The organism is Shouchella phoenicis (assembly GCF_047238345.1).
In the GTDB taxonomy this organism is placed as follows: Bacteria; Bacillota; Bacilli; order Bacillales; family Bacillaceae_D; genus Shouchella.
Genome location: NZ_JBDFMQ010000001.1, coordinates 1,715,929 through 1,737,666, shown reverse-complemented (window position 1 = coordinate 1,737,666; position 21,738 = coordinate 1,715,929). Strand labels below are relative to the sequence as shown.

Here is a 21,738-nt window from a genome sequence, read left to right as displayed (position 1 = left end):
CTAGACCCAGATGAAAACATTCGTTAGCGTTCAAAAATTAATGTCCACTGCAAACAGACAAATAAAGACTGTCTGCTTGTTCTGACAATTCACTAGACTAACGTTGTTCAAGTATGTTCATGTTTTCCTAAAAAAGATCAAAGTATTTATAAATATTTTTATATAATAACAAAAACATGTCTATTGAGCAAGAACATTCTATAAGATGAATGGTTTCTTCTGTCACCATACATGTTTGCATATTTCAGCAAAATAAAAAGACTCTTTGAAAGAGTCTTTTTAGCTAAATTGTAATCACCGTCCCTGATGGGCCACTCGCATAACGATGAATGGTCACATGTCCTGCGCTATTCGCTTGGTTAGGTGCATTCGCAAGCGTTACAGCAAATGTTGAAAAATTCGTAATTTGAATCGTATCACCCGCATTATAATTCTGTGCCCGAATGACTAAAGACAAGCCTGCTGTATCTGAACATGCAATTGGTGCACTCGGTGTTGCCACCCCATTTACCGTCAAACCAAAAACTGCTCCTGTAGTCGTTCCAGCTGTCTTGTTCAAGCCAACACTTATATAATACATCCCAGGAGTAACGATGGTAAATAATCCAGTTGCTGCAACAAATGTTAAGCCCGAATATGCACCTGGAGTTAATAATATGACTGGTGCGCCAGCCGCGACTGTTTGAGCTTGAACATTGCTATTGAAAAAGGGTTCAACCGATGAAATTCCAGTAAATCCAGTCGCTCCACTTGCTCCGGTTGCTCCTGTTACTCCCGTTGCTCCAGTTATTCCCGTTGCTCCGGTCGATCCTGTTGATCCTGTCGTTCCGGTTACTCCTGTCACTCCAATTGCTCCTGTGACTCCTGTTGACCCCGTTACTCCTGTGGCTCCTGTGGCTCCGGTTGCTCCGGTGATTCCTGTTGCTCCACTTGCTCCGGTTGCTCCTGTTACTCCCGTTGCTCCAGTTATTCCCGTTGCTCCGGTCGATCCTGTTGATCCGGTCACTCCCGTTGCTCCAGTTATTCCCGTTGCTCCGGTCGATCCTGTTGATCCTGTCGTTCCGGTTACTCCTGTCACTCCAATTGCTCCTGTGACTCCTGTTGACCCCGTTACTCCTGTGGCTCCTGTGGCTCCGGTTGCTCCGGTTATTCCAGTTACTCCTGTTGCTCCGGTTGCTCCGGTTGTTCCCGTTGCTCCAGTTATTCCCGTTGCTCCGGTCGATCCTGTTACTCCCGTGGCTCCAGTTATTCCCGTTGATCCGGTCGATCCTGTTGATCCGGTCACTCCTGTTGCTCCGGTTACTCCTGTTACTCCTGTTACTCCTGTTGATCCGGTCGATCCTGTTGCTCCTGTTATTCCAGTTACTCCTGTTGCTCCTGTTGCTCCGGTTGATCCGGTCGATCCTGTTGCTCCTGTTATTCCAGTTACTCCTGTTGCTCCTGTTGCTCCGGTTGATCCGGTCGATCCTGTTGCTCCTGTTATTCCAGTTACTCCTGTTGCTCCTGTTGCTCCGGTTGTTCCCGTGGCTCCAGTTATTCCCGTTGATCCGGTCGATCCTGTTACTCCCGTGGCTCCAGTTATTCCCGTTGATCCGGTCGATCCTGTTGCTCCTGTTATTCCTGTTGCTCCGGTTACTCCTGTTACTCCAGTTGACCCGGTTACTCCTGTGGCTCCTGTTATTCCTGTTGGTCCGGTCGCTCCACTTGCTCCGGTGATTCCTGTTGTTCCTGTTGACCCTGTTGTTCCTGTTACTCCCGTTGCTCCAGTTATTCCCGTTGATCCGGTCGATCCTGTTACTCCCGTGGCTCCAGTTATTCCCGTTGATCCGGTCGATCCTGTTACTCCCGTGGCTCCAGTTATTCCCGTTGATCCGGTCGATCCTGTTGATCCGGTCACTCCTGTTGCTCCGGTTACTCCTGTTACTCCAGTTGACCCGGTTACTCCTGTGGCTCCTGTTATTCCTGTTGGTCCGGTCGCTCCACTTGCTCCGGTGATTCCTGTTGCTCCGGTCGATCCTGTTACTCCTGTGGCTCCGGTTGCTCCGGTTGCTCCGGTGATTCCTGTTGTTCCTGTTGACCCTGTTGTTCCTGTTACTCCCGTTGCTCCAGTTATTCCCGTTGCTCCGGTCGATCCTGTTGCTCCGGTGGCTCCTGTTGACCCCGTTACTCCTGTGGCTCCTGTGACTCCTGTTGACCCCGTTACTCCTGTGGCTCCGGTTGCTCCGGTTGAGCCCGTTACTCCTGTGGCTCCGGTTGCTCCGGTTGAGCCCGTTACTCCTGTGGCTCCGGTTGCTCCGGTTGAGCCTGTAGTTCCTGTTGCTCCGGTTGCTCCAGTGATTCCTGTTGCTCCAGTGCTTCCCGTGACTCCTGCTGCCCCTGTTGCTCCGGTTGACCCTGTTGAACCAGTTGCTCCGGTAGTTCCGGTAGTTCCCGTTAATCCGGTTGTTCCTGTTGTTCCAGTGACTCCGCTTGCTCCTGTGGCTCCGGTCGATCCCGTCGTTCCAGTGCTTCCTGTCGATCCCGTGATTCCGGTGGCTCCAGTTGATCCAGTGACTCCGCTTGCTCCTGTGGCTCCGGTCGATCCCGTCGTTCCAGTGCTTCCTGTCGATCCCGTGATTCCGGTGGCTCCAGTTGATCCGATGGCTCCTGTGAATCCTGTTGTTCCAGTGATTCCCGTTGCCCCTGTGGCTCCTGTGTTTCCCGTTCCTCCTGTAACTCCTGTTACTCCCGTTCCTCCTGTCGGCCCTGTTGCTCCTGTGACTCCTGTGACTCCTGTTGCCCCGGTGATTCCGGTTGCTCCAGTTGTTCCGGTGACTCCCGTCGATCCTGTCGTCCCAGTGATCCCAGTCGTTCCAGTAATTCCAGTAATTCCAGTAATTCCAGTGATTCCGGTGGCTCCAGTTGATCCTGTTGCTCCGGTTGATCCTGTTGCTCCTGTTGTTCCGGTGACTCCCGTCGATCCCGTCGTCCCAGTGACCCCAGTCGTTCCAGTAATTCCAGTAATTCCAGTGATTCCGGTGGCTCCTGTTGATCCTGTTGCTCCCGTTGCTCCTGTTGTTCCAGTGACTCCGCTTGCTCCTGTTGTTCCAGTGACTCCGCTTGCTCCTGTGGCTCCGCTTGCTCCTGTGGCTCCCGTTACTCCAGTTGCTCCTGTTGTTCCAGTGACTCCGCTTGCTCCTGTGGCTCCGGTCGATCCTGTTGTTCCCGTTGATCCGGTGCTTCCTGTCAGTCCGGTTGTTCCTGATGGCCCGGTTGTTCCGGTTACTCCTGTCACTCCAGTAGGTCCCGTCGATCCGGTTGCTCCCGTTGCTCCTGTTGACCCGGTTGCTCCTGTTGCTCCGTTGGCTCCAGTAGATCCCGTTGCTCCGGTCGATCCTGTTGCTCCGGTCGATCCGGTTGCTCCTGTTATTCCTGTTGACCCGCTAATAGCAAGCAAGGTGTAATCAGGTGAAGTTGATGGCAATCCGAATGGAGGTGCGGTGTTTACGACATACGCACTTCCCTCAAATGTCACAACTTGACCCACCTCATAACCAAGTGCACGAGCAGGATCATAAGGAACCGTACTCTCAAATCCAACCCCTGTTGCTCCTGTCATTCCCGTTGAACCAGTGTTACCGGAAGCTGCAAGAAGCAGATAATCTTCGGACTCGCTGGGCAAGCCGGTTGGTGGTGAGGTTATGACGAGATATGTGGCACCATCATAAGTGACAACTTGCCCTACTTTATAAGTAGGGGCAAGTGTGGCATTATACATAACAATTCCTGTCAATCCAATTCCAGTTGCGCCAGTTGGACCAGTCGGTCCTATTCCTCCACCAGGAGGACCGGTTGGACCGGTTACACCAGTTGCTCCTGTCACGTTGGCAGGGAACGAACCGTTGTACAACTCCCTTCCATTTGTTAATGTTCGCTTGAAGCGCTGAAAATTTGAACACTCTTCGTAGAAATTCAATGTTGCTGCACCCTCTTCATTCGCCCTTTTTTTAGACTATGTATACAAAAAAGAATGTGCGATAACAAATTCACAAATGGTTGTTAAGCATTGCGATTTTTTAGGCGTTCAATAAGGTGAGTCTCCTTACTCATCGTTGCAAGAAAAACATAGAAGCCGATAATAATTATAGAATGCTTAAATTGAGGGGGAACGCGATTCATCAACCGCTATCGGTGCATATGTTTAACATTTCCGCTTAATCGTTTCGAAACGCTCCTTTGTGAGAATCCAAGCCACCGCTTACGATTTTTCTTAAAGTTTATCATCCAGTCATTAGCAAATCTTCTTCCTCTTTTTGAAGACGTTTACGTTTAACAACCCTTTAAGGTCAGGCTACCAACATCAAATATAGCCACTCTCATTTATAAAGCATTTTTTAAGGTTAACGCATCTTTAATAAAAAAAATATTTGAATTGTTTACCCAAACCCCTATTTTTTTCATAGGATATGTGAAAACAACAAGTAGGAGGAAATGATGCATTATTTTCAAAATCAAAATCATTCTTTTTGTGAATGTTGTCGCACTGGTGTAACGCATTTCAAGAAAAATGCTAATCGCTGTACATGCATAGGAATAACTGGGCCGACTGGACCACCAGGACCTGGCAGCCCTTCTGGGATAACTGGCGCAACTGGACCGACTGGGCCTACAGGAGCTACCGGGAATACAGGTGCAACAGGAGCAGGAATATCAGGAGCTACAGGTTTACAAGGCCCAACTGGTCCTCCAGGAAGTGGTGCTAGAGGTTTAACAGGAGCTCGTGGGGAGACAGGTGCAGTTGGACCTACTGGACCGACTGGACCTACAGGTACTACTGGGAATACAGGAATTGGAACAACTGGAGTCACGGGCATCGACGGGGTAACTGGACCAGCAGGAAACACTGGTTCGACTGGCGTAACAGGGAACACTGGTCCTACTGGCCCGCAAGGTATACCTGGTTCTCCGACGGGATCAACAGGCCCCACTGGTCCTACTGGGCCTGGGCCATTAGGACCCCAAGGCCCGACCGGCGCAACTGGACCTACAGGAATAGGTGTAACAGGGAACACCGGTGCAACTGGACCAGCGGGCCTTACTGGCGCAACGGGCTCAATCGGAGCTACCGGAACTGGTGTGACAGGAGCTACAGGCTCAACTGGTATAACAGGGCCAACCGGACCTAGTGGCGGCGGAACATCTGCTATAAACTATGAGACCGTAAAATTAGGTGACATCAATGTTACGATTCCATTTAACGCCGGGGCAGGCAATAATCAAGCGATTGGTGCACTCGTTTTTGGAGATGGTTCAACAATATCGAATCTAGCATCTTACATTGTCCAAGTTGGAAGTGGTACGGGTCTCTATCAAATGGCTGTTGCGTTATCAACATCCAGTACAGAGGCAACAATTGTTGCAACAACCGATATTGTCACAACAATTCCTGGAGGTATTTTTGCACTTCCATTACAACAACCTGTATTTTTAGTTGAGGCAGCCGTCTATTATTTTATTATTTACAATCAAGTAAATGGATCTGCTGTTGCAGGACGTTCAACGGGATTAGGCACGACCCAAGATGGTCCACCTATTAATTTTCGTGCTCAGAATATTCCTAACGGCTTAGTTACAGGGCAAGTCATTAATACGAGTGATGGAAACTTACTGTTATCTCCTTGGATTGCTGGTTATTAGACGAAAAACCCACGATGATCTTCCATCATCGTGGGTTTTTATACATGAACATGGTAGCGCCCTTTTGGTACAACAAGGGGGGTTTTGGAAACTGGATCGTCAATAACATTGCATTCAAGTTCGAATATCTCTTTAACAAGTTCACTCGTGATTACTTCTGAGGGCGACCCTTCTGCAATAAGCTTTCCTTGTCTTAAAGCAAAGATATAGTCCGCATAACGAGCAGTAAGATTTATATCGTGTAACACCATAACAATCGTTGTCCCGTGCTTGCGATTTAAGTCCGTTAATAAATCCAAGATTTCCACTTGATACGTAATATCTAAAAACGTTGTTGGCTCGTCTAAAAACAAAATATCCGTCTGTTGCGTCAGTGCCATCGCAATCCAAACGCGTTGTCTTTGGCCACCAGAAAGTTCATCAATATTCCGATTTGCGAGTTCCGTTATCTTCATCATTTCCATCGCCTCAGTAACGGCCTCATAGTCTTTTTTTGACCAACCTTTAAAAATAGACTGATGCGGGAAGCGCCCACGACCAACTAGATCAGCTACCGTTATCCCCTCTGGCACAATGGGAGATTGTGGCAAGAGACCAAGTACTCTTGCTAACTTTTTAGGTGGAATTTGAGTAATGTCTTTTCCATCTAAGGTAACAGAACCAGACTCAGGCTTGAGTAATCGTGCCATTGTTTTTAAGAGTGTGGATTTTCCACACGCATTTGCACCAATGATGACATTAATCTTATTATTTGGCACAACTAAACTAATATCATTTAAAATAATCGTTCCATCGTAACCTGCTTCAATGTTCTCCGTTTCAAAACGATGAGTCGTTGTCATTATAAACTTCCCTTCCGATTCATTCGTATGAGTAAGTAAAGGAGGAACGGCGCTCCTAATATGCCCGTTATTATCCCAACAGGAAAGCGAATTTCAAAAGCAAATTGTCCGACTAAATCTGCCGCTAAGACTAAATTCACTCCAACGAGACCTGCAGGCAAGACCGTTGATAGTCCAGCTCCAACTAAGCGCTTAGCGATTGGCCCCGCTAAAAATGCTACAAATGCAATCGGTCCTGTGGTGGCAGTGGCTAATGCAATCATACAGACTGATGCAAAGATCAGAAGGACGCGCGTTCGATCCGTATTCAAGCCAAGGGATATTGCCGATTGCTCACCTAGTTCAAGAATACTCAAATGTTTGCTTAATATCATCACAACAGGTGAGCAAACAAGGACCGTTATCATCAGTGGATAGACCGCATCCATTTGTGCTCCGTTCAAACTTCCGCTTAACCAGCGCATTGCTGTAGGAAGATCTTCTTGGGCACCAACCATTAGCAAATAAGAGATTACTGCACTTAACATCGCTTGGACGCCGATACCGACTAAAATTAACCGGCCAACCGAAAAGGTTCGGCCCCTTGATAAGCTATAGATTAAGATAACGGTCAGGAGACCTGCAACAATCGCAACAATTGATACGACGCTATTGCTCGCTTGAAGTACGAGAATACAAAACAATGCAGCTGCGCTAGAACCTGCCGTAATACCGAGTACATCTGGATTTGCCAAAGGATTCCGTAACATTGTCTGAAACGTATTCCCTGCAATGCCAAACGCAAATCCAGCGAATAATCCTGCCAGCATACGTGGAAACCGAATGGTATTTACTGCAAAATTCACGCTACCTAGCTGTTCTCCCAATAGTGCTCGTACTACTTCGTTTGCTGGATAAATGGTATTTCCCAACATGAGCATTGCTGCACAAAGAATGAGTGAGGTAATGAATAACATGCCGTTTACAAACCACCAGCGCCAGAGCCTTTTTTTTCGACCTATTTGGATGTTTTCAATTGAATGTTTCATCATAATGAACGTACCTTCATGCGCATAGCAAATAAAATTAATAAGGGAGCACCTACAAATGCCGTAATAACACCAGCTTCTAATTCCCCCGGACTACCAATCAAGCGCCCTGCGACATCAGAAATTGTTAAAATCACAGCGCCTGCAATCGCAGACAAAGGAATAATGTAGCGTAAATCAGCTCCTAATAAGAGGCGAATCAGGTGTGCTGACAATAACCCAATAAACCCAATCGGGCCTGCAAGTGCTGTAGCCGCTCCACATAAAACAACGCCAGCAAACGCTGCTGTCATACGTAATAAGCCCGTTCGAACGCCTTGTCCTGTTGCAACATCGTCACCTAATGCCAATGCGTTTAACGCAGAAGAAGAAAGAATTCCTAACGTGAGTCCGACGACAAGAAACGGTAAAAACGTCGTAATAGAATCCCAACTTCCTGAGCCTACACTTCCTACTTGCCAGAAACGAAATTGATCCATGACATACGTCCGATTTAACATAATGGCACTAACAAGCGAAGAAAGGGCAGCACTTGTAGCGACGCCTGCTAGGACAAGTTTTAACGGTGTAGCCCCTGCTCTCCCCATGGAACCAATTCCATATACAAAAACAGCTGTTAGCATGGCACCTATGATCGCAAACCATATGTATTGATTGGCTGAACTAATATTAAAAAAAGCTAACCCAGCGACAACGAATAATGCTGCACCAGTATTTACACCTAAAATGCTCGGATCAGCAATCGGATTTCTTGTCACAGCTTGCATGAGTGCACCTGATACACCGAGAGCAGCTCCGCACAAGAGGCTAAAAACCGTTCGTGGCACTCGTTCTCGCACAACGCTTACGCTATAAGAATCTGAGCCAGAGTGAAATATGGCTGAAAGTATTTCGTCTAATGTCACGACTCGAGAGCCAAAAGCAACAGAGGAAAGCACGCTAACAAGTAGCATCGCTAGTAAAAAAACGATTACTGCCGTTGCGTGCTTCGGTGAGTAGCGATTCCTTTTTACAACTGCCTTCACAAGAATTACTCCTCAGCCTGGCTTAATGCTTCTCCAATTAACTCTAAGTACTCGTCAAGCGTATAAGAAATTGACAATGGATTCGGTGTTCCAGCTGCGCCTAATTCAGAACTTCCATTAATAAATGCGACAGATCCTCTTTCAATCGCAGGGATCTGGCCAAGACGTGAATCGTTTTGTAGTGCCTCGAGCAATTCGTCGTCCCCGTAACCAAGAATAACATCAACATCATTTAAAATATCGGCATTTTCTGCGCTTAAGCTTAACGAGAAATCATCTTCATTCGGCAATTCATCCATGATCTCTTGTGGAAATTCCATATTCAGCTCTTCTGTTAAAAAGGCAACACGGGTATCTGCCGGTGCATATAAATGCAAGTCAGACATATCAGTTGCGGAAAAGTTTACCCACGCAACGGTCTTCCCTTCAATTTCTGGATAGTCTGCTAATTTTTCATCAATGAGGGTTTCTGTATCTTCAATTAGCTGTTCGCCATCCTCTTTCATGCCCATACCTTCTGCATTCATGAGAACATGATCTCTCCATGATGTTGTCCAAGGGGAAGTCGGGTAAGCGACAACCGGAGCAATCTCGCTTAACAAATTGTAATCTTCTTCTGTAATACCAGAATAAGCTGCTAAAATAACATCTGGCTGAGAATCTGCAATGGCTTCAAAATCAAGTCCATCTGTATCTTGGAATACATTCGGATCATTTTCACCTAGCTCATCAAGTTTCTCTGCTGTCCAAGGCAATAAACCGCTGTCATCTTGCACGCCAAAATTTGCTGCTGAAAATCCGACTGGCACAACACCTAATGCTAATGCGACGTCTTGATTTCCCCACTGTACTGTCGCAACACGCTCAGGCGCAGATTCAAGGACTGTTTCACCAAACGCGTGCTCAATGACAATTTGCTCCTCTGTACCGCTTCCGTTCTCTCCGTCTGCGCTAGTATCATTTGAAGACGTATCGTCCGAGCTATCTGAACAGCCTGCAAGTGCGGTTACCATCGCCGCAGAAAATAAAAATAGTTTTGATGAATCGGTAAGCTTAATCATAATACGTTCTCCTCTTCCTATGTACATCTCTATATAATTGATAATGATAATCGATATCAATTATAGTAGTGTAGCCCTCTCTAAAAGTCAATGACCTTTTTCGCTATTTTACAGCCTTTTCAATCATTTTGTTCCTTTTGTCAAATACTGGGTTATGAGAAGAGATAAAAATGTCCATCGCTGCTTCTGGCTTCAAATACGTTTTTGCATGGTTAACGGCAACTGCTGCATCCGTAAACGCTCCTGCCAACAAATTAATTTTATTTGCGAATTTCGCACTATCCCCCGCTGCATAAATGCCGTCTATTCCCGTTTCTAATTTATTGTTAACGAGAATATGTCTCTCGTCAGTGTGTAGACCCCAATGCCTAATTTGGCCAATATCCGCTTTCATTCCATGGTTTACAATAACAGCATCAACTTGAACGCGCTCGTTCTTATTTAAAAAGATTCCTTTATTCGTAATTTGATCAATTTCCACAGAATGGATCTTTCTTTCGTCTCCAATTAAATGTTTCAGTGCAAAAGGTCGTTTTACTTGAATGCGACTTGAGAGCATTTTCTTTACATTCTGCTCATGCCCTTTAAATTCATGACGACGATGAACGATCATTACCTCTTTCGCGACTTCACTTAATGCGTTTGCAAAATCAACTGCTGAATCGCCACCACCTGAAATTAAGACACGTTTGCCTTGATAGTGCTTAATATTTTTCACCGTATAATGAAGGTTAGTATTTTCGTATTTATCTGCATCTTTTAAATCTAATTTAACGACATTTTTGGCACCGTAGCCGATTGATAACAGAATCGTTTGAGTAAGATGTTGTTCACCGGTTGAAGATTTAATTAAGAAATCGCCTTCTTTTGTCCGTTCAATTCCTTGGATTTGTTGATTTAATACAATAACCGGATCGAAGGTTTTGGCTTGTTCAATAAGTTGCTTAACTAGTTGCTTTGCTTGAAGTGGCGGCATGCCACCTACATCCCAAATCATCTTGTCTGGATAACTATTCAATTTTCCGCCCAGCATTGGACTTGCTTCTATTAATTTTGTTTTCATTGAACGCATCCCACTATAAAATGCAGCAAAGAGTCCAGCCGGTCCCCCGCCAACAATCGTTATATCAAATCGTTCTAACTTATTTGACAAGACAAACATCTCCTTTTCTTTATAACACTGATAAAGATTCTCATTATCAATCTTTTTTTATTCTTATTTTTAATGACACATCGATAAAGCTTGTCCATTGTTTTTGCAATTGGGAAATACGTAGACTAGCGTATATTTTTAGAAACTCTGGCACACTCCTATTTTTTTGGCATATGTATAGATTAAATAAGAGAAACTCCCACTAGCTTAAAGCTAGTAGAGGAATATAGATTCATTTAAACCGCAGCAAGCGTAGTAATTTCTGTTGTTGCTTCAATGACTTGTGCGTTAAGATCAAGAATTTGCTCAATTAAATTAATCAAGTTTAAATCTTGCAGATTTGTTAAATAGACAACACGAATTGCATTTCCATTTGGACAGAAGACGTTAAATAATGCTGTTGGAGAAACTTCAATAACGGTTTCGCCTGTACCAACAAACTGCTGACATCCTCGTAAACTAACAGAATCTCCCGGTCCTGTTAATATCGAAACATTTCCTAAACCTGGTACTGGAATTGTAAATTGCCATAATACAACACCTAGCCTTTTCATATCGTTTTGCTGAGCTTTACTCAACACTACAATATATGTAAGATGCAGCAATACGTTAGTCTGTCTGCCCGTCCTCTGAATAATTGGTTTTATTATCCAAATTTGGAACTTAGTATATTGTTCATAACCCTAGCCAGAAGAATACCCACTAGCAAAAAGCTAGTGGGATTTTTGGATGTTTTAAACCGCAACAAGTGTGGTAATTTCTGTTGTTGCTTCAATGACTTGTGCGTTAAGATCAAGAATTTGCTCAATTAAGTTGATTAAATTTAAATCTTGAAGATTTGTTAAATAGACAACGCGAATCGCATTTCCATTTGGACAGAACACATTGAATAACGCCGTTGGTGATACTTGAATAACCGTCTCACCTGTTCCAACAAATTGCTGACATCCTCGTAAACTAACAGAATCTCCCGGTCCTGTTAATACAGAAACATTCCCTAAACCTGGTACTGGAATTGTAATTGCCATCGTGCAACACCTAACCTTTTCAACGTATTTTGTTGAGATTCACTCAACCATACAACATACGTAAAGTTGAAAAGTTTGATCGTCGTTATGCCTTGTTCAAAGAAAATTGATTTTTATACCTATTTTTTACATAATCAGATAGATATGTTATCGTTTCTGCTAGATGAAGATATTGTCGCATTTTCTAAGAAAAGGAGAAATTAAATTTATGCCTATGTACATTGGTCTTATCGTCTTAATTCTGTTTATTTATTTCATTTATAAAGAATACCAATTTTCAAAATCAGAAGAATCAAAAGATGAGCGAGGGAAATTCATCTATATACGCGCCGCTAAACATGCCTTTCCTATCTTTCCGATTGGTTGGCTTCTTGTAGAAGTGACACATCGACTCTTTACGCTTACATTCGATGTGTATCGCGATTTAATGTGGGTCTTAATATTGAGCGCGTTTATTGTTTATGGTGCAAGTATTCAAGCCGGCCGTTCTACCCTCTAACAATTTTTAGCCAAGGTCGATCATTCATCCATTCTACATCAACAGGCAGTTTGAATACCTCTGATAATAAAGATGAAGTCAATACCTCTTGCTTTTGCCCTGACGCAGCAACTTTGCCATCTTGCATCATGAGCACGTGTGTGAGAATAGGCGAGATTTCCTCAATATGATGAGTTACATAGATAAGGTGGCAGCCTCTTGCTTTTATTTCTGCCATCAAGCTCAGCATTTCTTCCCTTGTACGCACGTCTAATCCTGTACATGGCTCGTCAAGGATGAGCATATCAGGGCTGCTCATTAATGCTCGTCCAATTAATACCCTTCGTTGTTCTCCTTGAGAGAGCACACCGAACGTTTTCCCCCTTAAATGATGTAACCGTAAAGAGTGTAAAATCTCTTCAGCTGTTTGCCAATCCTGGCCTGATACCTTTTCGTATAAGCCAAACGAAGCGAATTTACCGCTAACAACGACTTCCTCCACCGCTTCTCTCTGCATCATTGGTAAAAAGGAATCTAACGAGCTACTCACATACCCAATCTTTTTTCGCAGTTCTGGAAAATTTGTTTTTCCAGAGACTTTCCCCATAACGGAGATTTCTCCTGATGTAGGAAATACATAGCCATTGATTAAATTAAGAAGTGTTGTTTTCCCAGAACCATTAAGACCAAGAATACACCAATGCTCTCCTTGTTTCATTTCCCAATTAACTTCACTTAACACGCTCTTTCCTTCTCTAACCCACGTAACATTGCTACACTTGACGATCGTTTCCATGCCACTTTTCCTCCCAAATAAACCAAGGCATTTTAGCCTCGGTTTAGTCTGAATACAATGATTTTATCACTTATCGATAATATTTTTTCAAAATAGCACGCATTTCCTTTATTTCGTTATCGACTTGCTTTAATTCTTCTTTCAAAGAGGTTAGCACATCATTTAAATCTTCATAGTCCCGAAGTGCCCCTCTTGTCGAAGCTACAGCAGTATACGTAACGATTTCTTCCATCTCTTCTTCAGATAGTTCGTTTGTGTCTTCAGCCGCCCTCGATATATCTCTGCTTAACTTAACACCAAAGAAGAATAACGTTGCCGCAATGGTTCCTAGTAAGCTTTCGTAATAAATAAGGTCTTGTGATAAGTGTAGTTTTTCTTCCGTTGATTCCCTTGACATCCCCACCACCCTAACATGTTTTCATTTGCTATAACGTATGACAGGTTTGAACGATTGGTACTGTTGCGGTTTTTCTAAACATGTAAAATTGCGCATAAATGAAGTAAAAAAAAGAAACCTATTAATTTTTAAAAGGATATTTATAAAATTAATCGTACTATAGAAGTGGTCTAAACGTACATTTTTTTAACATAAATTTCATATTTTATACGGCAGACTGAATAAAAATACCCGAATGAGGAGTTACAAATCTATGAAAATTTTTACAAATACGTCAGCTGTATATGCGCATCAACAGTTGGGAAGCCATCAAGCGTTAGCAAAAAGATCACAAGAAAAGCTGGCAACAGGCTTGCGTATTAACCGGGCTTCAGATGACGCCGCAGGGCTTGCTATTTCCGAAAAAATGCGATCTCAAATTCGAGGGCTCGATCAAGCAAGCCGCAACACACAAGATGGTCTATCGCTCATTCAAACCGCAGAAGGAGCTTTAAATGAAACCCATCAAATCTTACAGCGGATGCGCGAGCTTGCAGTTCAAGCAGCGAATGACACGTATACGATTAGTGACCGACAAGGTATTCAACAAGAAGTTGACAGCTTAAGTGAAGAAATCAATCGAATTGCTAATTCGACAACCTTCAATAACCATTCGCTTTTAACTGGTCAAAAAGAATTCTCTTTTCAAGTTGGTGCAAATGCAGGTCAAACCATTTCCTTGCATCTTAGCGGCATCTCAACAAAGCAGTTAGGTTTAACAGCAGTTGAATCAACAAACGTTATAGGCATTGCAGGCGAGATTCAAACGAATAAAGTCACCCAAATCGGACGAGCGACAACGCCAAGTGATCCTGGTCATGAAATTGTTGGTTATTATGATGCTGAAGGAAAAAACGGAGCCGGTTATTATATAGGAGATGAGCTTAAATATGCTGCTTCATTACCAGAAAAGAACGGTACGTACCAAGTTTACTGGGAAGGCAAGTCTTATCAGATTACGTTAAGTGATGAGACGGTCACAACGGTTACACCTACTTTAGATGTCATCGACTCTACAGGCAACGTTCTCCAAGCCAGTTGGTTCGAGGCAACAGAAGAGCGTGAAGCAGGGTATTACAAAGAAAACACACTTTTTTTTACCTCTTCAAAGCCTTTAGCAGTTGGTCAATCCATTATCATTGATGAAAACAATGAAATGTCCAAAACTTTATCTGTATTATCAAAAGAAACGGCTAATGATGCCATAACAAAACTCGATCAAGCCATTGTGTACGTATCAGGCCAGCGTTCGCTGCTAGGTGCCACGCAAAATCGGCTGGAACATACGCTTACAAACCTTCATCAGTCGAGCGAAAACTTGCAGGCAGCAGAGTCACGTATACGAGATACAGATGTAGCAAAAGAAATAATAAACGTCACTAAGCAAAACCTGCTTGCAAACGTCGCTCAATCTATGCTAGCACAAGCCAATCAACAGCCGTTGCAAGTGTTAGCCTTGCTAGAATAAAAGAAACGGGTTGGGAAAATAGCGCATTGTGTAGATTATTCGTCGCGCTTGAGGGATAATTTGGACGTATCTTAACAAGGAGGCGTTTTCAATTAAAAAACTAGTTTCTCTTCTCACTCTCGCAACGTTAGCTGCAACACTTTTTCCTTATTCTGCTCAAGCTAGTCATCTATTCTATCAAACTCCATTAGAAGCCTTGCAGGCCTCTTGGTCGTACGAAGGATCAACTGGTCCAGACCATTGGGGAGAACTGGATGAATCGTTTGCGCTCTGTTCAATTGGAGAGCAACAATCGCCTATTGCCCTTTCCTATAACAGTCTTTCATCGGCAAAATGGCCACTTATAAACACATACGAGCAGACTGAATTTACTGTTACAAATAATGGTCACACGATTCAAGCAGATGTGTATGGCACAACGGACAGTTCTCTGCGCTTGTCTGGAACGTTGTATACGCTAGCTCAATTTCACTTTCATACACCTAGTGAACATACGGTCGATGATGAATCATTTGAGATGGAACTTCACTTCGTTCACAAAGATGCGAACGATAATCTAGCTGTGTTAGGTGTTCTAATGGAAGAAGGAGAACATAATGATGTGCTAGAAGACGTTTGGTCCATTATGCCGTCAAATGAAGAAATAGCAGCTGAAACGGTCGAACTTCATCCAAATGATCTTATTCCTGCAGATTTACGTTCGTTTCAATACAATGGTTCGTTAACCACACCACCGTGCGATGAAGGTGTAAAATGGTCTGTTATTGATGAACCCATTGAGCTGTCACGCGAGCAGATTGATCGCTTTCAAGCCATTTATCCGTCAAACTATCGCCCTGTTCAAGATTTAGGAGATCGAGATGTTGGTTATCATTATCATTAAAAAAGTTGGCTTATAAAGCCAACTTTTTTGTTATCGTTGAAGCTCATCAAGAATCCAAGGTGTAGCCTCCTGCAAAGTTTGAAACATTGCATTCGCTCTTACTCTTTTTTGAATTCGCTCTCCTACAAGAACGGTTTTGCACCCTGCGGCTTTGCCAGCTTCAATATCAGGCTCTCGATCCCCAACCATCACGCTATGATTGAGATTGATATTATACGTGTTAGCTAATTCATTAAGCATTTGTGTCCCAGGCTTCCGACACAAGCAACCTGCATTCGGCTTATGTGCACAATAAGCAACATCATCAATCCTCGCACCTATCTCTTTTAATTCACTTATCATCTTGTGATGGATGCGAAGCAACATCTCTTCTTTAAGAAACCCTAATCCAATCCCACCTTGATTTGTTACAACAAATACATAAAATCCTGCATCATTTATTTGCTTAATGGCCTCAGGTACACCTTTCAGTATATAAAAATCAGCTGGCTCATTCACGAACTTCACTCTCTTGGTTAAAATTTCGTTAATCACACCATCACGATCTAAAAAAACGGCTCGATTTATCGTCCTCACATCCTTATGTACGTACATTTATTACTCTGTCTATTCTTTGTCATAATATGTGCGCTCAAAAAAAAGAAGCTGAATGGTTTCAACTTCTTTCTAGAGGTTTCTACTGTAAAGACCATTTCATAAGATACTCTTCCTTGTTTGTATCTACATTGATTTCAGTCCCTTTACAAATGAAATGATTCTCTTTATAAAAGCGAATGGCTGCTTGATTCTCTTTAAACACCCTTAGCTCAATACATGTTCGCCTGTTCTTGATCTATGATAATAACGCTGTCCCGTAGCCCTTTCTTATTGACGCAGGTTCAATAAATAGTGCAGCAAGTTCATTTTCTACCATAGATAAAAAACCTTGTATGCCGGACGCCTGCCGAATGGTATAAGTTTCCAAAAAAGGAAGATAAGCCGTTTTCATTTCTTCTTTTTTCCCTCTCCAAAATGATCGATCGACAAATGGGTGCGCGTAGATGGAGCTACGATACCAAATGTCAGCTAACTCCGCATACTCTAAATCTGTTGCTTTTTGAATATCCATTTACTTGCCTCTTTCTTCTCATAGCAAACTGTAGATAGAAGCTTCCCTTCATTCTGAAGATCGGTCTATCTTGTTAATCCTAAATGTTCACGAAACGTTTTTCCACTATAAGCCATTCGAAAAAGGCCTCTTTTTTGCATCTCAGGAACAACGAACTCAACAAAATCCGTCAAACTACCTGGTAAAGTAGGAGGCATTAAATTAAATCCATCTGCAACGCCTGCATCAAACCACCTTTCCATTTGGTCAACAATATCTTTCGGAGTGCCAATTAATGTAAAATGCCCCCCACCCGCATTCAGATACCCTACTAATTCTCGAACCGTCGGATTCTTATCACGTATCATTTCAAGTATTGTTTCGTAACGCCCAATGGGTCCATCAAATTCTTCTAAAGGCGGCAAAGTAGGGACTTTTTCATCCAGTTCCCATTGAAAACAATCTTGTCTTACAAACATACTCAGCTGTTTCAACGCGTCCTCAATCGGTAATTGCTTATCTAACACTCGCTTTTTTTCAAGCGCTTCTTCATAAGTCTGGCCTACATACGTGACGAGCCCGGGAAACACCTTAATTTGCTTCGCTTCACGTTCATGTTGGATTAATTGGTTCGTTAATTTTTCCCGATACTCTTTCGCTTGCTTGAAATTCCACGAAACTGAATAGACAGCATCCGCATATTTTGCAGCTAATGCAATCCCTTGCGGTGATGCACCTGCCTGCATTGAAACGGGCTTTACTTGTGGGCTACTTGGTGTAGTAGAAGGACCCTTCACCTTAAAGAAATCATCGTTGTGATTAATGGCTTGTATATTCGTTGGGTCAATCAATGTGTGTTCTTCACGACTTGGCTGAAACGTATCTGCGTCCCATGAAAGAAATAATTTGTCCATCAACGCAGCAAATTCATCCGCTTTCTTGTAACGGTCTCCTCGAGCTGGTAACGCCTCCATACTGTGATTAAACGCTTCACCATCTGTCATTGAAGTAACAAGGTTCCAACCTACACGACCGTTAGAAATATGATCTAAACTTAGCAGTTGTCTTGATACTGTGAATGGATTTGCAAATGTGCTTGAAACCGTGGATACGAGCCCAACATAGTTCGTGACTTGAGAAATAGCCGTTAATTTCACAATCGGGTCAAACCAAAAAGCTGGCATATCTGTTGGCTCGGCTCCTCGAAACGCTTGATTGTCAGCAAAAAAGATCGCATCAAAACATCCTTTTTCCGCCAATCGTGCTAGAGTCTGATAGTAAGAGATATTCCCAATGTCCTCTATGTAAGAATCGGGCATAAGCCACGCTGCTTGATGATGTCCACAGCCATAAAGTAAGACACCGAGATGCATCTGGTTTTCGAACGTATGCATTCCCTTCCCCTCCATTGTTTTAGTTCATCGTGAGACCACCATCTACCGTAATCGTTTGTCCGGTTATTCCACTTGCGTTTTCTGAAGCTAGATAAGCGACCATATTCGCAACATCTTGAGTCGTTGTTACCTTCTTTAATGGTGTGGATTGCGCGATTAAATCAAACACCTCTTGCGATGTCACGGCGCTTGCATCAGTCGTTTTTAAAAGCCCTCCTGAAACGACATTTGCGTTAATTCCGTGTACACCTAATTCTGAGGCGAGATTGCGCGTAAAGCCGATCAACCCTGCCTTTGCCGTTGTATATTCATGGTAGGGGACGACAGGGTTTTGAAAAAGGTTCGTTCCAATACTAATAATTGAACCCTGTTTGCGTTCTAAAAATTGAGGAAGCACACTTTGAACAACATGAAACGCTGCCTTTAATGTGCCATCGACTTGTTTCTGATAATCGTCCCAAGAAAGGTTAATAAAAGACTTTTGTTGAGAAGGATCAAATTTAAAATCGACTAGCGCATTGTTTACCACTACATCAATCTGACCGAAATAATTGGTTGCTTGCGCCATCATGGTGTCTACTTCTTCTCGGTTTGTCACATTTGCTTGAATGGCGATACTTTGGTCTTGTCCAATCTCAGACACTAGTTTCTCTGCCGCTTCTTTGCTTTTATAGTAATTGACCACAACTTGATACCCTTGATTGGCTAACGTTTTTACAATTGTTGCACCTAAACCTCTGCTGCCACCTGTTACTAATACGGTTCTTGTCATTTTTTTCGCTCCTATCCTTTTCGTTTTATACACATCTCAACCGCTCAACACTACCAATCTTTACATTTGCCTCACCTTTTTTTCTCACTAATAGAATCAAGACTAAACAAAAAAGTGCCGAGTCTGTTTTAGCCCCGGCACAATGAATGAAAGAAGACGATTCATCATAACTTTCCCACGCTGGTATTGCCCAGATCAGGTCCAAAGAGTCAAAAAGTCTCATCGCGCTTTCCTCTCAGCCCAGCTCATTGGGCTCCCCTAGTTAGTCATATATTGTTTTCAAATTCATTATATTTTTAATAATCCCTTACGTCAATTTTCGACTGCTCTTGTTTTCCTATTTTCTTTTTTCAACTCGACCGTTATAATGAGTAAAAAAACAGAATAACGAGGTGTTTCTGACAACATGATACGAAAAGCAACGAAAGAAGACTTACAAGAGATTCTTACCATTTACAACCATGCGATTCTACATACAACCTCCGTTTATTCGTACGAGCCTCATACACTCGAGATGCGTGAAACGTGGTATAACCAAAAGATCGAAGACAAGTTTCCTATTCTCGTTTTTGAAGAAGACAATCACGTCATTGGGTTCGCGACATATGGTTCGTTCCGAGCGTGGCCTGCTTATCAATACAGTATTGAACATTCCATTTATGTAGATCCCAATCAACGAAAAAAAGGAATTGCTACTCAACTGCTAACCGAAATGATTGCGTTAGCCAAACAAGATGGCTATAAAACGATGATCGCAGGGATTGATGCCACGAACGAACAGAGCATCGGATTGCATAAAAAATTTGGCTTTACACACAATGGAACGATTGAAAAAGTTGGCTATAAGTTTGATCGCTGGCTTGACTTAGCGTTTTACCAACTCATTTTCGAGTAAAAGAAAAGCTAAGACCTCAGCCGGTCTTAGCTTTATTCTTTATACAAGTTTTGTTGTCCAATTTTCACAGTTCCACGTTTCTGTGACAATATCTTGATAAAATTCTGGTTCGTGAGAAATGAGCAGAATACTGCCTTTATATGCTCGCAATGCACGCTTTAATTCTTCCTTCGCATCCACATCAAGGTGATTCGTAGGCTCATCAAGAACCAAGATATTTGACTCGCGATTGATTAGCTTACATAAGCGAACCTTTGATTTTTCTCCCCCGCTCAACACAACCATCTTGCTTTCGATGTGTTTCGTTGTTAATCCACACTTTGCTAGCGCTGAGCGAACTTCTCCTTGGCCAAGAGAAGGGAACTCTTGCCAAATCTCTTCAATACACGTATTATTGGAAACTTTCGCTTCTTGTTCAAAATACCCAATTTCTTGATAATCCCCACGTTCAACAGAGCCAGAAATCGGTGTTTGAATGCCTAATAAACTTTTTAAAAGCGTTGTTTTTCCAATTCCATTTGCGCCAACTAAAGCAATTTTTTGCCCTCGCTCCATTCGTAAGTCTAATGGCCTGGATAAAGGTTCATCATAGCCAATTACAAGCTCCTTTGTTTCAAAAATAAGCTTGCTTGTTGACCGTGCTTCTTTAAAGTTAAACTCTGGCTTTGGCTTGTCTTTTGCCAGTTCAATAACATCCATTTTATCTAGTTTTTTCTGTCTCGACATCGCCATGTTTCGCGTTGAGACACGCGCTTTGTTACGAGCAACAAAGTCTTTTAACTGTGCCATTTCTTGTTGCTGACGCTTGTAAGCCGCCTCTAATTGCTGCTTTTTCATTTCATGTACGTCTAGAAAATGATCATAGTCCCCAACATAGCGATTAAGCTCTTGATTTTCCATGTGGTAAATAATATTAATAACGCTATTAAGAAACGGAATGTCATGCGAAATTAAAATAAAGGCATTTTCATATTCTTGTAAATAACGTTTGAGCCATTCAATATGCTGTTCATCTAAATAGTTTGTCGGCTCATCTAATAGCAAAATGTCTGGTTTCTCTAATAAGAGCTTTGCGAGCAACACTTTCGTTCGTTGTCCACCACTTAAGTCTTCCACATCCTTTTCTAAACCAACATCGTCTAGACCTAGTCCGCGGGCCACTTCTTCTACTTTTGCATCAATCGTATAAAAATCATTATTGGTCAAGGTATCTTGAATGACGCCCACGTCTTCAAGAAGACGTTCCAATTCTTCAGGCGTGACGTCACCCATTTTGTCGTACATTTGATTCATTTCCGCTTCCATGTCGTAAAGATACTGAAAAGCTCCTTTTAACACATCACGCATCGTCATACCTCGCTCAAGAACTGTGTGCTGATCAAGGTAACCGACACGAACCTTCTTTGACCATTCTACTTTTCCTTCATCAGGCATAAGTTTCCCAGTAATAATATTCATGAACGTTGATTTACCTTCACCATTTGCACCGATTAATCCAATGTGTTCTCCTTTCAACAAACGGAACGACACATCTTGAAAAATCGCACGGTCACCGAAGCCGTGACTTAAGTCTTTTACCGTTAATATACTCATCTATTATCAACCCTTTTATTGTAACAAGTTCGTTTTATGATCCAATTAAAGATTGTACCACATTTACGAGGACAGTGTAAGTTTTGAGTCAACTACTCGACTCTTCTTTTGCCACTTTATACA

At 42.9% G+C, this 21,738-nt stretch carries 20 protein-coding genes and 1 riboswitch; of the genes, 5 read left to right on the top strand and 15 right to left on the bottom strand.

Annotation, left to right across the window (positions count from 1 at the left end; genetic code table 11):
* Nucleotides 1–283: 283 nt before the first annotated feature.
* Nucleotides 284–3,598 carry a beta strand repeat-containing protein gene (locus ABC361_RS09410; protein ID WP_413075747.1) on the bottom strand — a complete coding sequence of 1,105 codons (3,315 nt, stop codon included), beginning with the start codon at nucleotides 3,596–3,598 and terminating at the stop codon, nucleotides 284–286.
* A gap of 875 nt (nucleotides 3,599–4,473) precedes the next feature.
* Between ABC361_RS09410 and ABC361_RS09405 the strand changes: the two genes are divergently transcribed.
* Entirely contained in the window at nucleotides 4,474–5,676 is a 1,203-nt protein-coding gene (locus ABC361_RS09405; RefSeq protein WP_413073739.1) for a hypothetical protein, read from the top strand.
* Nucleotides 5,677–5,714: 38 nt separating this feature from the next.
* On the opposite strand, the gene ABC361_RS09400 is transcribed toward ABC361_RS09405, so the two are convergent.
* The 7 genes from ABC361_RS09400 to ABC361_RS09370 form a co-directional block, all read right to left on the bottom strand.
* Complete coding sequence (locus ABC361_RS09400) at nucleotides 5,715–6,518, bottom strand: ABC transporter ATP-binding protein (protein ID WP_413073738.1); 804 nt, start codon at nucleotides 6,516–6,518, stop codon at nucleotides 5,715–5,717.
* The gene (locus ABC361_RS09395) at nucleotides 6,518–7,549 is read right to left on the bottom strand and encodes a FecCD family ABC transporter permease (RefSeq protein WP_413073737.1); all 1,032 of its coding nucleotides are present in this window, start codon (nucleotides 7,547–7,549) and stop codon (nucleotides 6,518–6,520) included. The genes ABC361_RS09400 and ABC361_RS09395 overlap by 1 nt, the downstream gene beginning before the upstream one ends.
* Nucleotides 7,546–8,571, bottom strand: coding sequence for a FecCD family ABC transporter permease (locus tag ABC361_RS09390; RefSeq protein ID WP_413073736.1), 1,026 nt, complete (start codon nucleotides 8,569–8,571; stop codon nucleotides 7,546–7,548). Before ABC361_RS09390 ends, ABC361_RS09395 begins: the two co-directional genes overlap by 4 nt.
* Nucleotides 8,572–8,576: 5 nt before the next feature.
* The gene (locus ABC361_RS09385; RefSeq protein WP_413073735.1) at nucleotides 8,577–9,632 is read right to left on the bottom strand and encodes an ABC transporter substrate-binding protein; all 1,056 of its coding nucleotides are present in this window, start codon (nucleotides 9,630–9,632) and stop codon (nucleotides 8,577–8,579) included.
* A gap of 103 nt (nucleotides 9,633–9,735) precedes the next feature.
* Nucleotides 9,736–10,785, bottom strand: a complete 1,050-nt coding sequence (locus tag ABC361_RS09380) for an NAD(P)/FAD-dependent oxidoreductase (RefSeq protein WP_413073734.1) — start codon at nucleotides 10,783–10,785, stop codon at nucleotides 9,736–9,738.
* 236 nt (nucleotides 10,786–11,021) lie between these two features.
* Entirely contained in the window at nucleotides 11,022–11,363 is a 342-nt protein-coding gene (locus tag ABC361_RS09375) for a hypothetical protein (protein ID WP_413073733.1), read from the bottom strand.
* Between the two features lie 156 nt (nucleotides 11,364–11,519).
* Nucleotides 11,520–11,813, bottom strand: a complete 294-nt coding sequence (locus ABC361_RS09370; RefSeq protein ID WP_413073732.1) for a hypothetical protein — start codon at nucleotides 11,811–11,813, stop codon at nucleotides 11,520–11,522.
* Between the two features lie 208 nt (nucleotides 11,814–12,021).
* Between ABC361_RS09370 and ABC361_RS09365 the strand changes: the two genes are divergently transcribed.
* Nucleotides 12,022–12,312 carry a hypothetical protein gene (locus ABC361_RS09365; protein WP_413073731.1) on the top strand — a complete coding sequence of 97 codons (291 nt, stop codon included), beginning with the start codon at nucleotides 12,022–12,024 and terminating at the stop codon, nucleotides 12,310–12,312.
* On the opposite strand, the gene ABC361_RS09360 is transcribed toward ABC361_RS09365, so the two are convergent.
* Together ABC361_RS09360 and ABC361_RS09355 are read right to left on the bottom strand one after the other, a co-directional pair.
* Nucleotides 12,302–13,087 carry an ABC transporter ATP-binding protein gene (locus tag ABC361_RS09360; protein ID WP_413073730.1) on the bottom strand — a complete coding sequence of 262 codons (786 nt, stop codon included), beginning with the start codon at nucleotides 13,085–13,087 and terminating at the stop codon, nucleotides 12,302–12,304. The two genes, ABC361_RS09365 and ABC361_RS09360, sit on opposite strands and share 11 nt — an antisense overlap.
* A gap of 70 nt (nucleotides 13,088–13,157) precedes the next feature.
* Nucleotides 13,158–13,484 (bottom strand): hypothetical protein, encoded by a 327-nt coding sequence (locus tag ABC361_RS09355; protein WP_413073729.1) that lies wholly within the window; start codon nucleotides 13,482–13,484, stop codon nucleotides 13,158–13,160.
* A 253-nt stretch (nucleotides 13,485–13,737) separates the two neighbouring features.
* On the opposite strand from ABC361_RS09355, the gene ABC361_RS09350 reads away from it, so the two are divergent.
* Nucleotides 13,738–14,991, top strand: coding sequence for a flagellin N-terminal helical domain-containing protein (locus ABC361_RS09350; RefSeq protein ID WP_413073728.1), 1,254 nt, complete (start codon nucleotides 13,738–13,740; stop codon nucleotides 14,989–14,991).
* Nucleotides 14,992–15,187: 196 nt separating this feature from the next.
* A complete protein-coding gene (locus tag ABC361_RS09345) occupies nucleotides 15,188–15,874 on the top strand; it encodes a carbonic anhydrase (RefSeq protein WP_176554217.1) in 687 nt (228 codons plus the stop codon).
* Between the two features lie 30 nt (nucleotides 15,875–15,904).
* On the opposite strand, the gene ABC361_RS09340 is transcribed toward ABC361_RS09345, so the two are convergent.
* From ABC361_RS09340 to ABC361_RS09325, 4 genes are all read right to left on the bottom strand, one after another.
* Nucleotides 15,905–16,441: a D-glycero-alpha-D-manno-heptose-1,7-bisphosphate 7-phosphatase gene (locus ABC361_RS09340; protein ID WP_413075746.1), complete on the bottom strand. Its 537-nt coding sequence runs from the start codon at nucleotides 16,439–16,441 to the stop codon at nucleotides 15,905–15,907.
* 265 nt (nucleotides 16,442–16,706) lie between these two features.
* Nucleotides 16,707–16,982 (bottom strand): GNAT family protein, encoded by a 276-nt coding sequence (locus tag ABC361_RS09335; protein WP_413073727.1) that lies wholly within the window; start codon nucleotides 16,980–16,982, stop codon nucleotides 16,707–16,709.
* A gap of 65 nt (nucleotides 16,983–17,047) precedes the next feature.
* Complete coding sequence (locus ABC361_RS09330; protein ID WP_413073726.1) at nucleotides 17,048–18,355, bottom strand: LLM class flavin-dependent oxidoreductase; 1,308 nt, start codon at nucleotides 18,353–18,355, stop codon at nucleotides 17,048–17,050.
* Between the two features lie 19 nt (nucleotides 18,356–18,374).
* Nucleotides 18,375–19,127, bottom strand: coding sequence for a 3-oxoacyl-ACP reductase (locus ABC361_RS09325; RefSeq protein WP_099300661.1), 753 nt, complete (start codon nucleotides 19,125–19,127; stop codon nucleotides 18,375–18,377).
* A 155-nt stretch (nucleotides 19,128–19,282) separates the two neighbouring features.
* Nucleotides 19,283–19,397: riboswitch (TPP riboswitch) on the bottom strand.
* Between the two features lie 136 nt (nucleotides 19,398–19,533).
* Between ABC361_RS09325 and ABC361_RS09320 the strand changes: the two genes are divergently transcribed.
* Nucleotides 19,534–20,022, top strand: a complete 489-nt coding sequence (locus tag ABC361_RS09320; protein WP_413073725.1) for a GNAT family N-acetyltransferase — start codon at nucleotides 19,534–19,536, stop codon at nucleotides 20,020–20,022.
* A gap of 39 nt (nucleotides 20,023–20,061) precedes the next feature.
* On the opposite strand, the gene ABC361_RS09315 is transcribed toward ABC361_RS09320, so the two are convergent.
* Nucleotides 20,062–21,615, bottom strand: a complete 1,554-nt coding sequence (locus ABC361_RS09315; protein WP_413073724.1) for an ABC-F family ATP-binding cassette domain-containing protein — start codon at nucleotides 21,613–21,615, stop codon at nucleotides 20,062–20,064.
* Between the last annotated feature and the right edge of the window lie 123 nt (nucleotides 21,616–21,738).

What these genes read in the sequence shown, in the direction of transcription:
- ABC361_RS09320 (WP_413073725.1), top strand. Translation starts at nt 19,534, where the DNA reads ATGATACGAAAAGCAACGAAAGAAGACTTACAAGAGATTCTTACCATT.
- ABC361_RS09365 (WP_413073731.1), top strand. Translation starts at nt 12,022, where the DNA reads ATGCCTATGTACATTGGTCTTATCGTCTTAATTCTGTTTATTTATTTC.
- ABC361_RS09325 (WP_099300661.1), bottom strand. Translation starts at nt 19,127, where the DNA reads ATGACAAGAACCGTATTAGTAACAGGTGGCAGCAGAGGTTTAGGTGCA.
- ABC361_RS09385 (WP_413073735.1), bottom strand. Translation starts at nt 9,632, where the DNA reads ATGATTAAGCTTACCGATTCATCAAAACTATTTTTATTTTCTGCGGCG.
- ABC361_RS09395 (WP_413073737.1), bottom strand. Translation starts at nt 7,549, where the DNA reads ATGATGAAACATTCAATTGAAAACATCCAAATAGGTCGAAAAAAAAGG.
- ABC361_RS09355 (WP_413073729.1), bottom strand. Translation starts at nt 13,484, where the DNA reads ATGTCAAGGGAATCAACGGAAGAAAAACTACACTTATCACAAGACCTT.
- ABC361_RS09410 (WP_413075747.1), bottom strand. Translation starts at nt 3,598, where the DNA reads ATGACAGGAGCAACAGGGGTTGGATTTGAGAGTACGGTTCCTTATGAT.
- ABC361_RS09360 (WP_413073730.1), bottom strand. Translation starts at nt 13,087, where the DNA reads ATGGAAACGATCGTCAAGTGTAGCAATGTTACGTGGGTTAGAGAAGGA.
- ABC361_RS09400 (WP_413073738.1), bottom strand. Translation starts at nt 6,518, where the DNA reads ATGACAACGACTCATCGTTTTGAAACGGAGAACATTGAAGCAGGTTAC.
- ABC361_RS09405 (WP_413073739.1), top strand. Translation starts at nt 4,474, where the DNA reads ATGCATTATTTTCAAAATCAAAATCATTCTTTTTGTGAATGTTGTCGC.
- ABC361_RS09330 (WP_413073726.1), bottom strand. Translation starts at nt 18,355, where the DNA reads ATGCATACGTTCGAAAACCAGATGCATCTCGGTGTCTTACTTTATGGC.
- ABC361_RS09350 (WP_413073728.1), top strand. Translation starts at nt 13,738, where the DNA reads ATGAAAATTTTTACAAATACGTCAGCTGTATATGCGCATCAACAGTTG.
- ABC361_RS09370 (WP_413073732.1), bottom strand. Translation starts at nt 11,813, where the DNA reads ATGGCAATTACAATTCCAGTACCAGGTTTAGGGAATGTTTCTGTATTA.
- ABC361_RS09315 (WP_413073724.1), bottom strand. Translation starts at nt 21,615, where the DNA reads ATGAGTATATTAACGGTAAAAGACTTAAGTCACGGCTTCGGTGACCGT.
- ABC361_RS09335 (WP_413073727.1), bottom strand. Translation starts at nt 16,982, where the DNA reads ATGGATATTCAAAAAGCAACAGATTTAGAGTATGCGGAGTTAGCTGAC.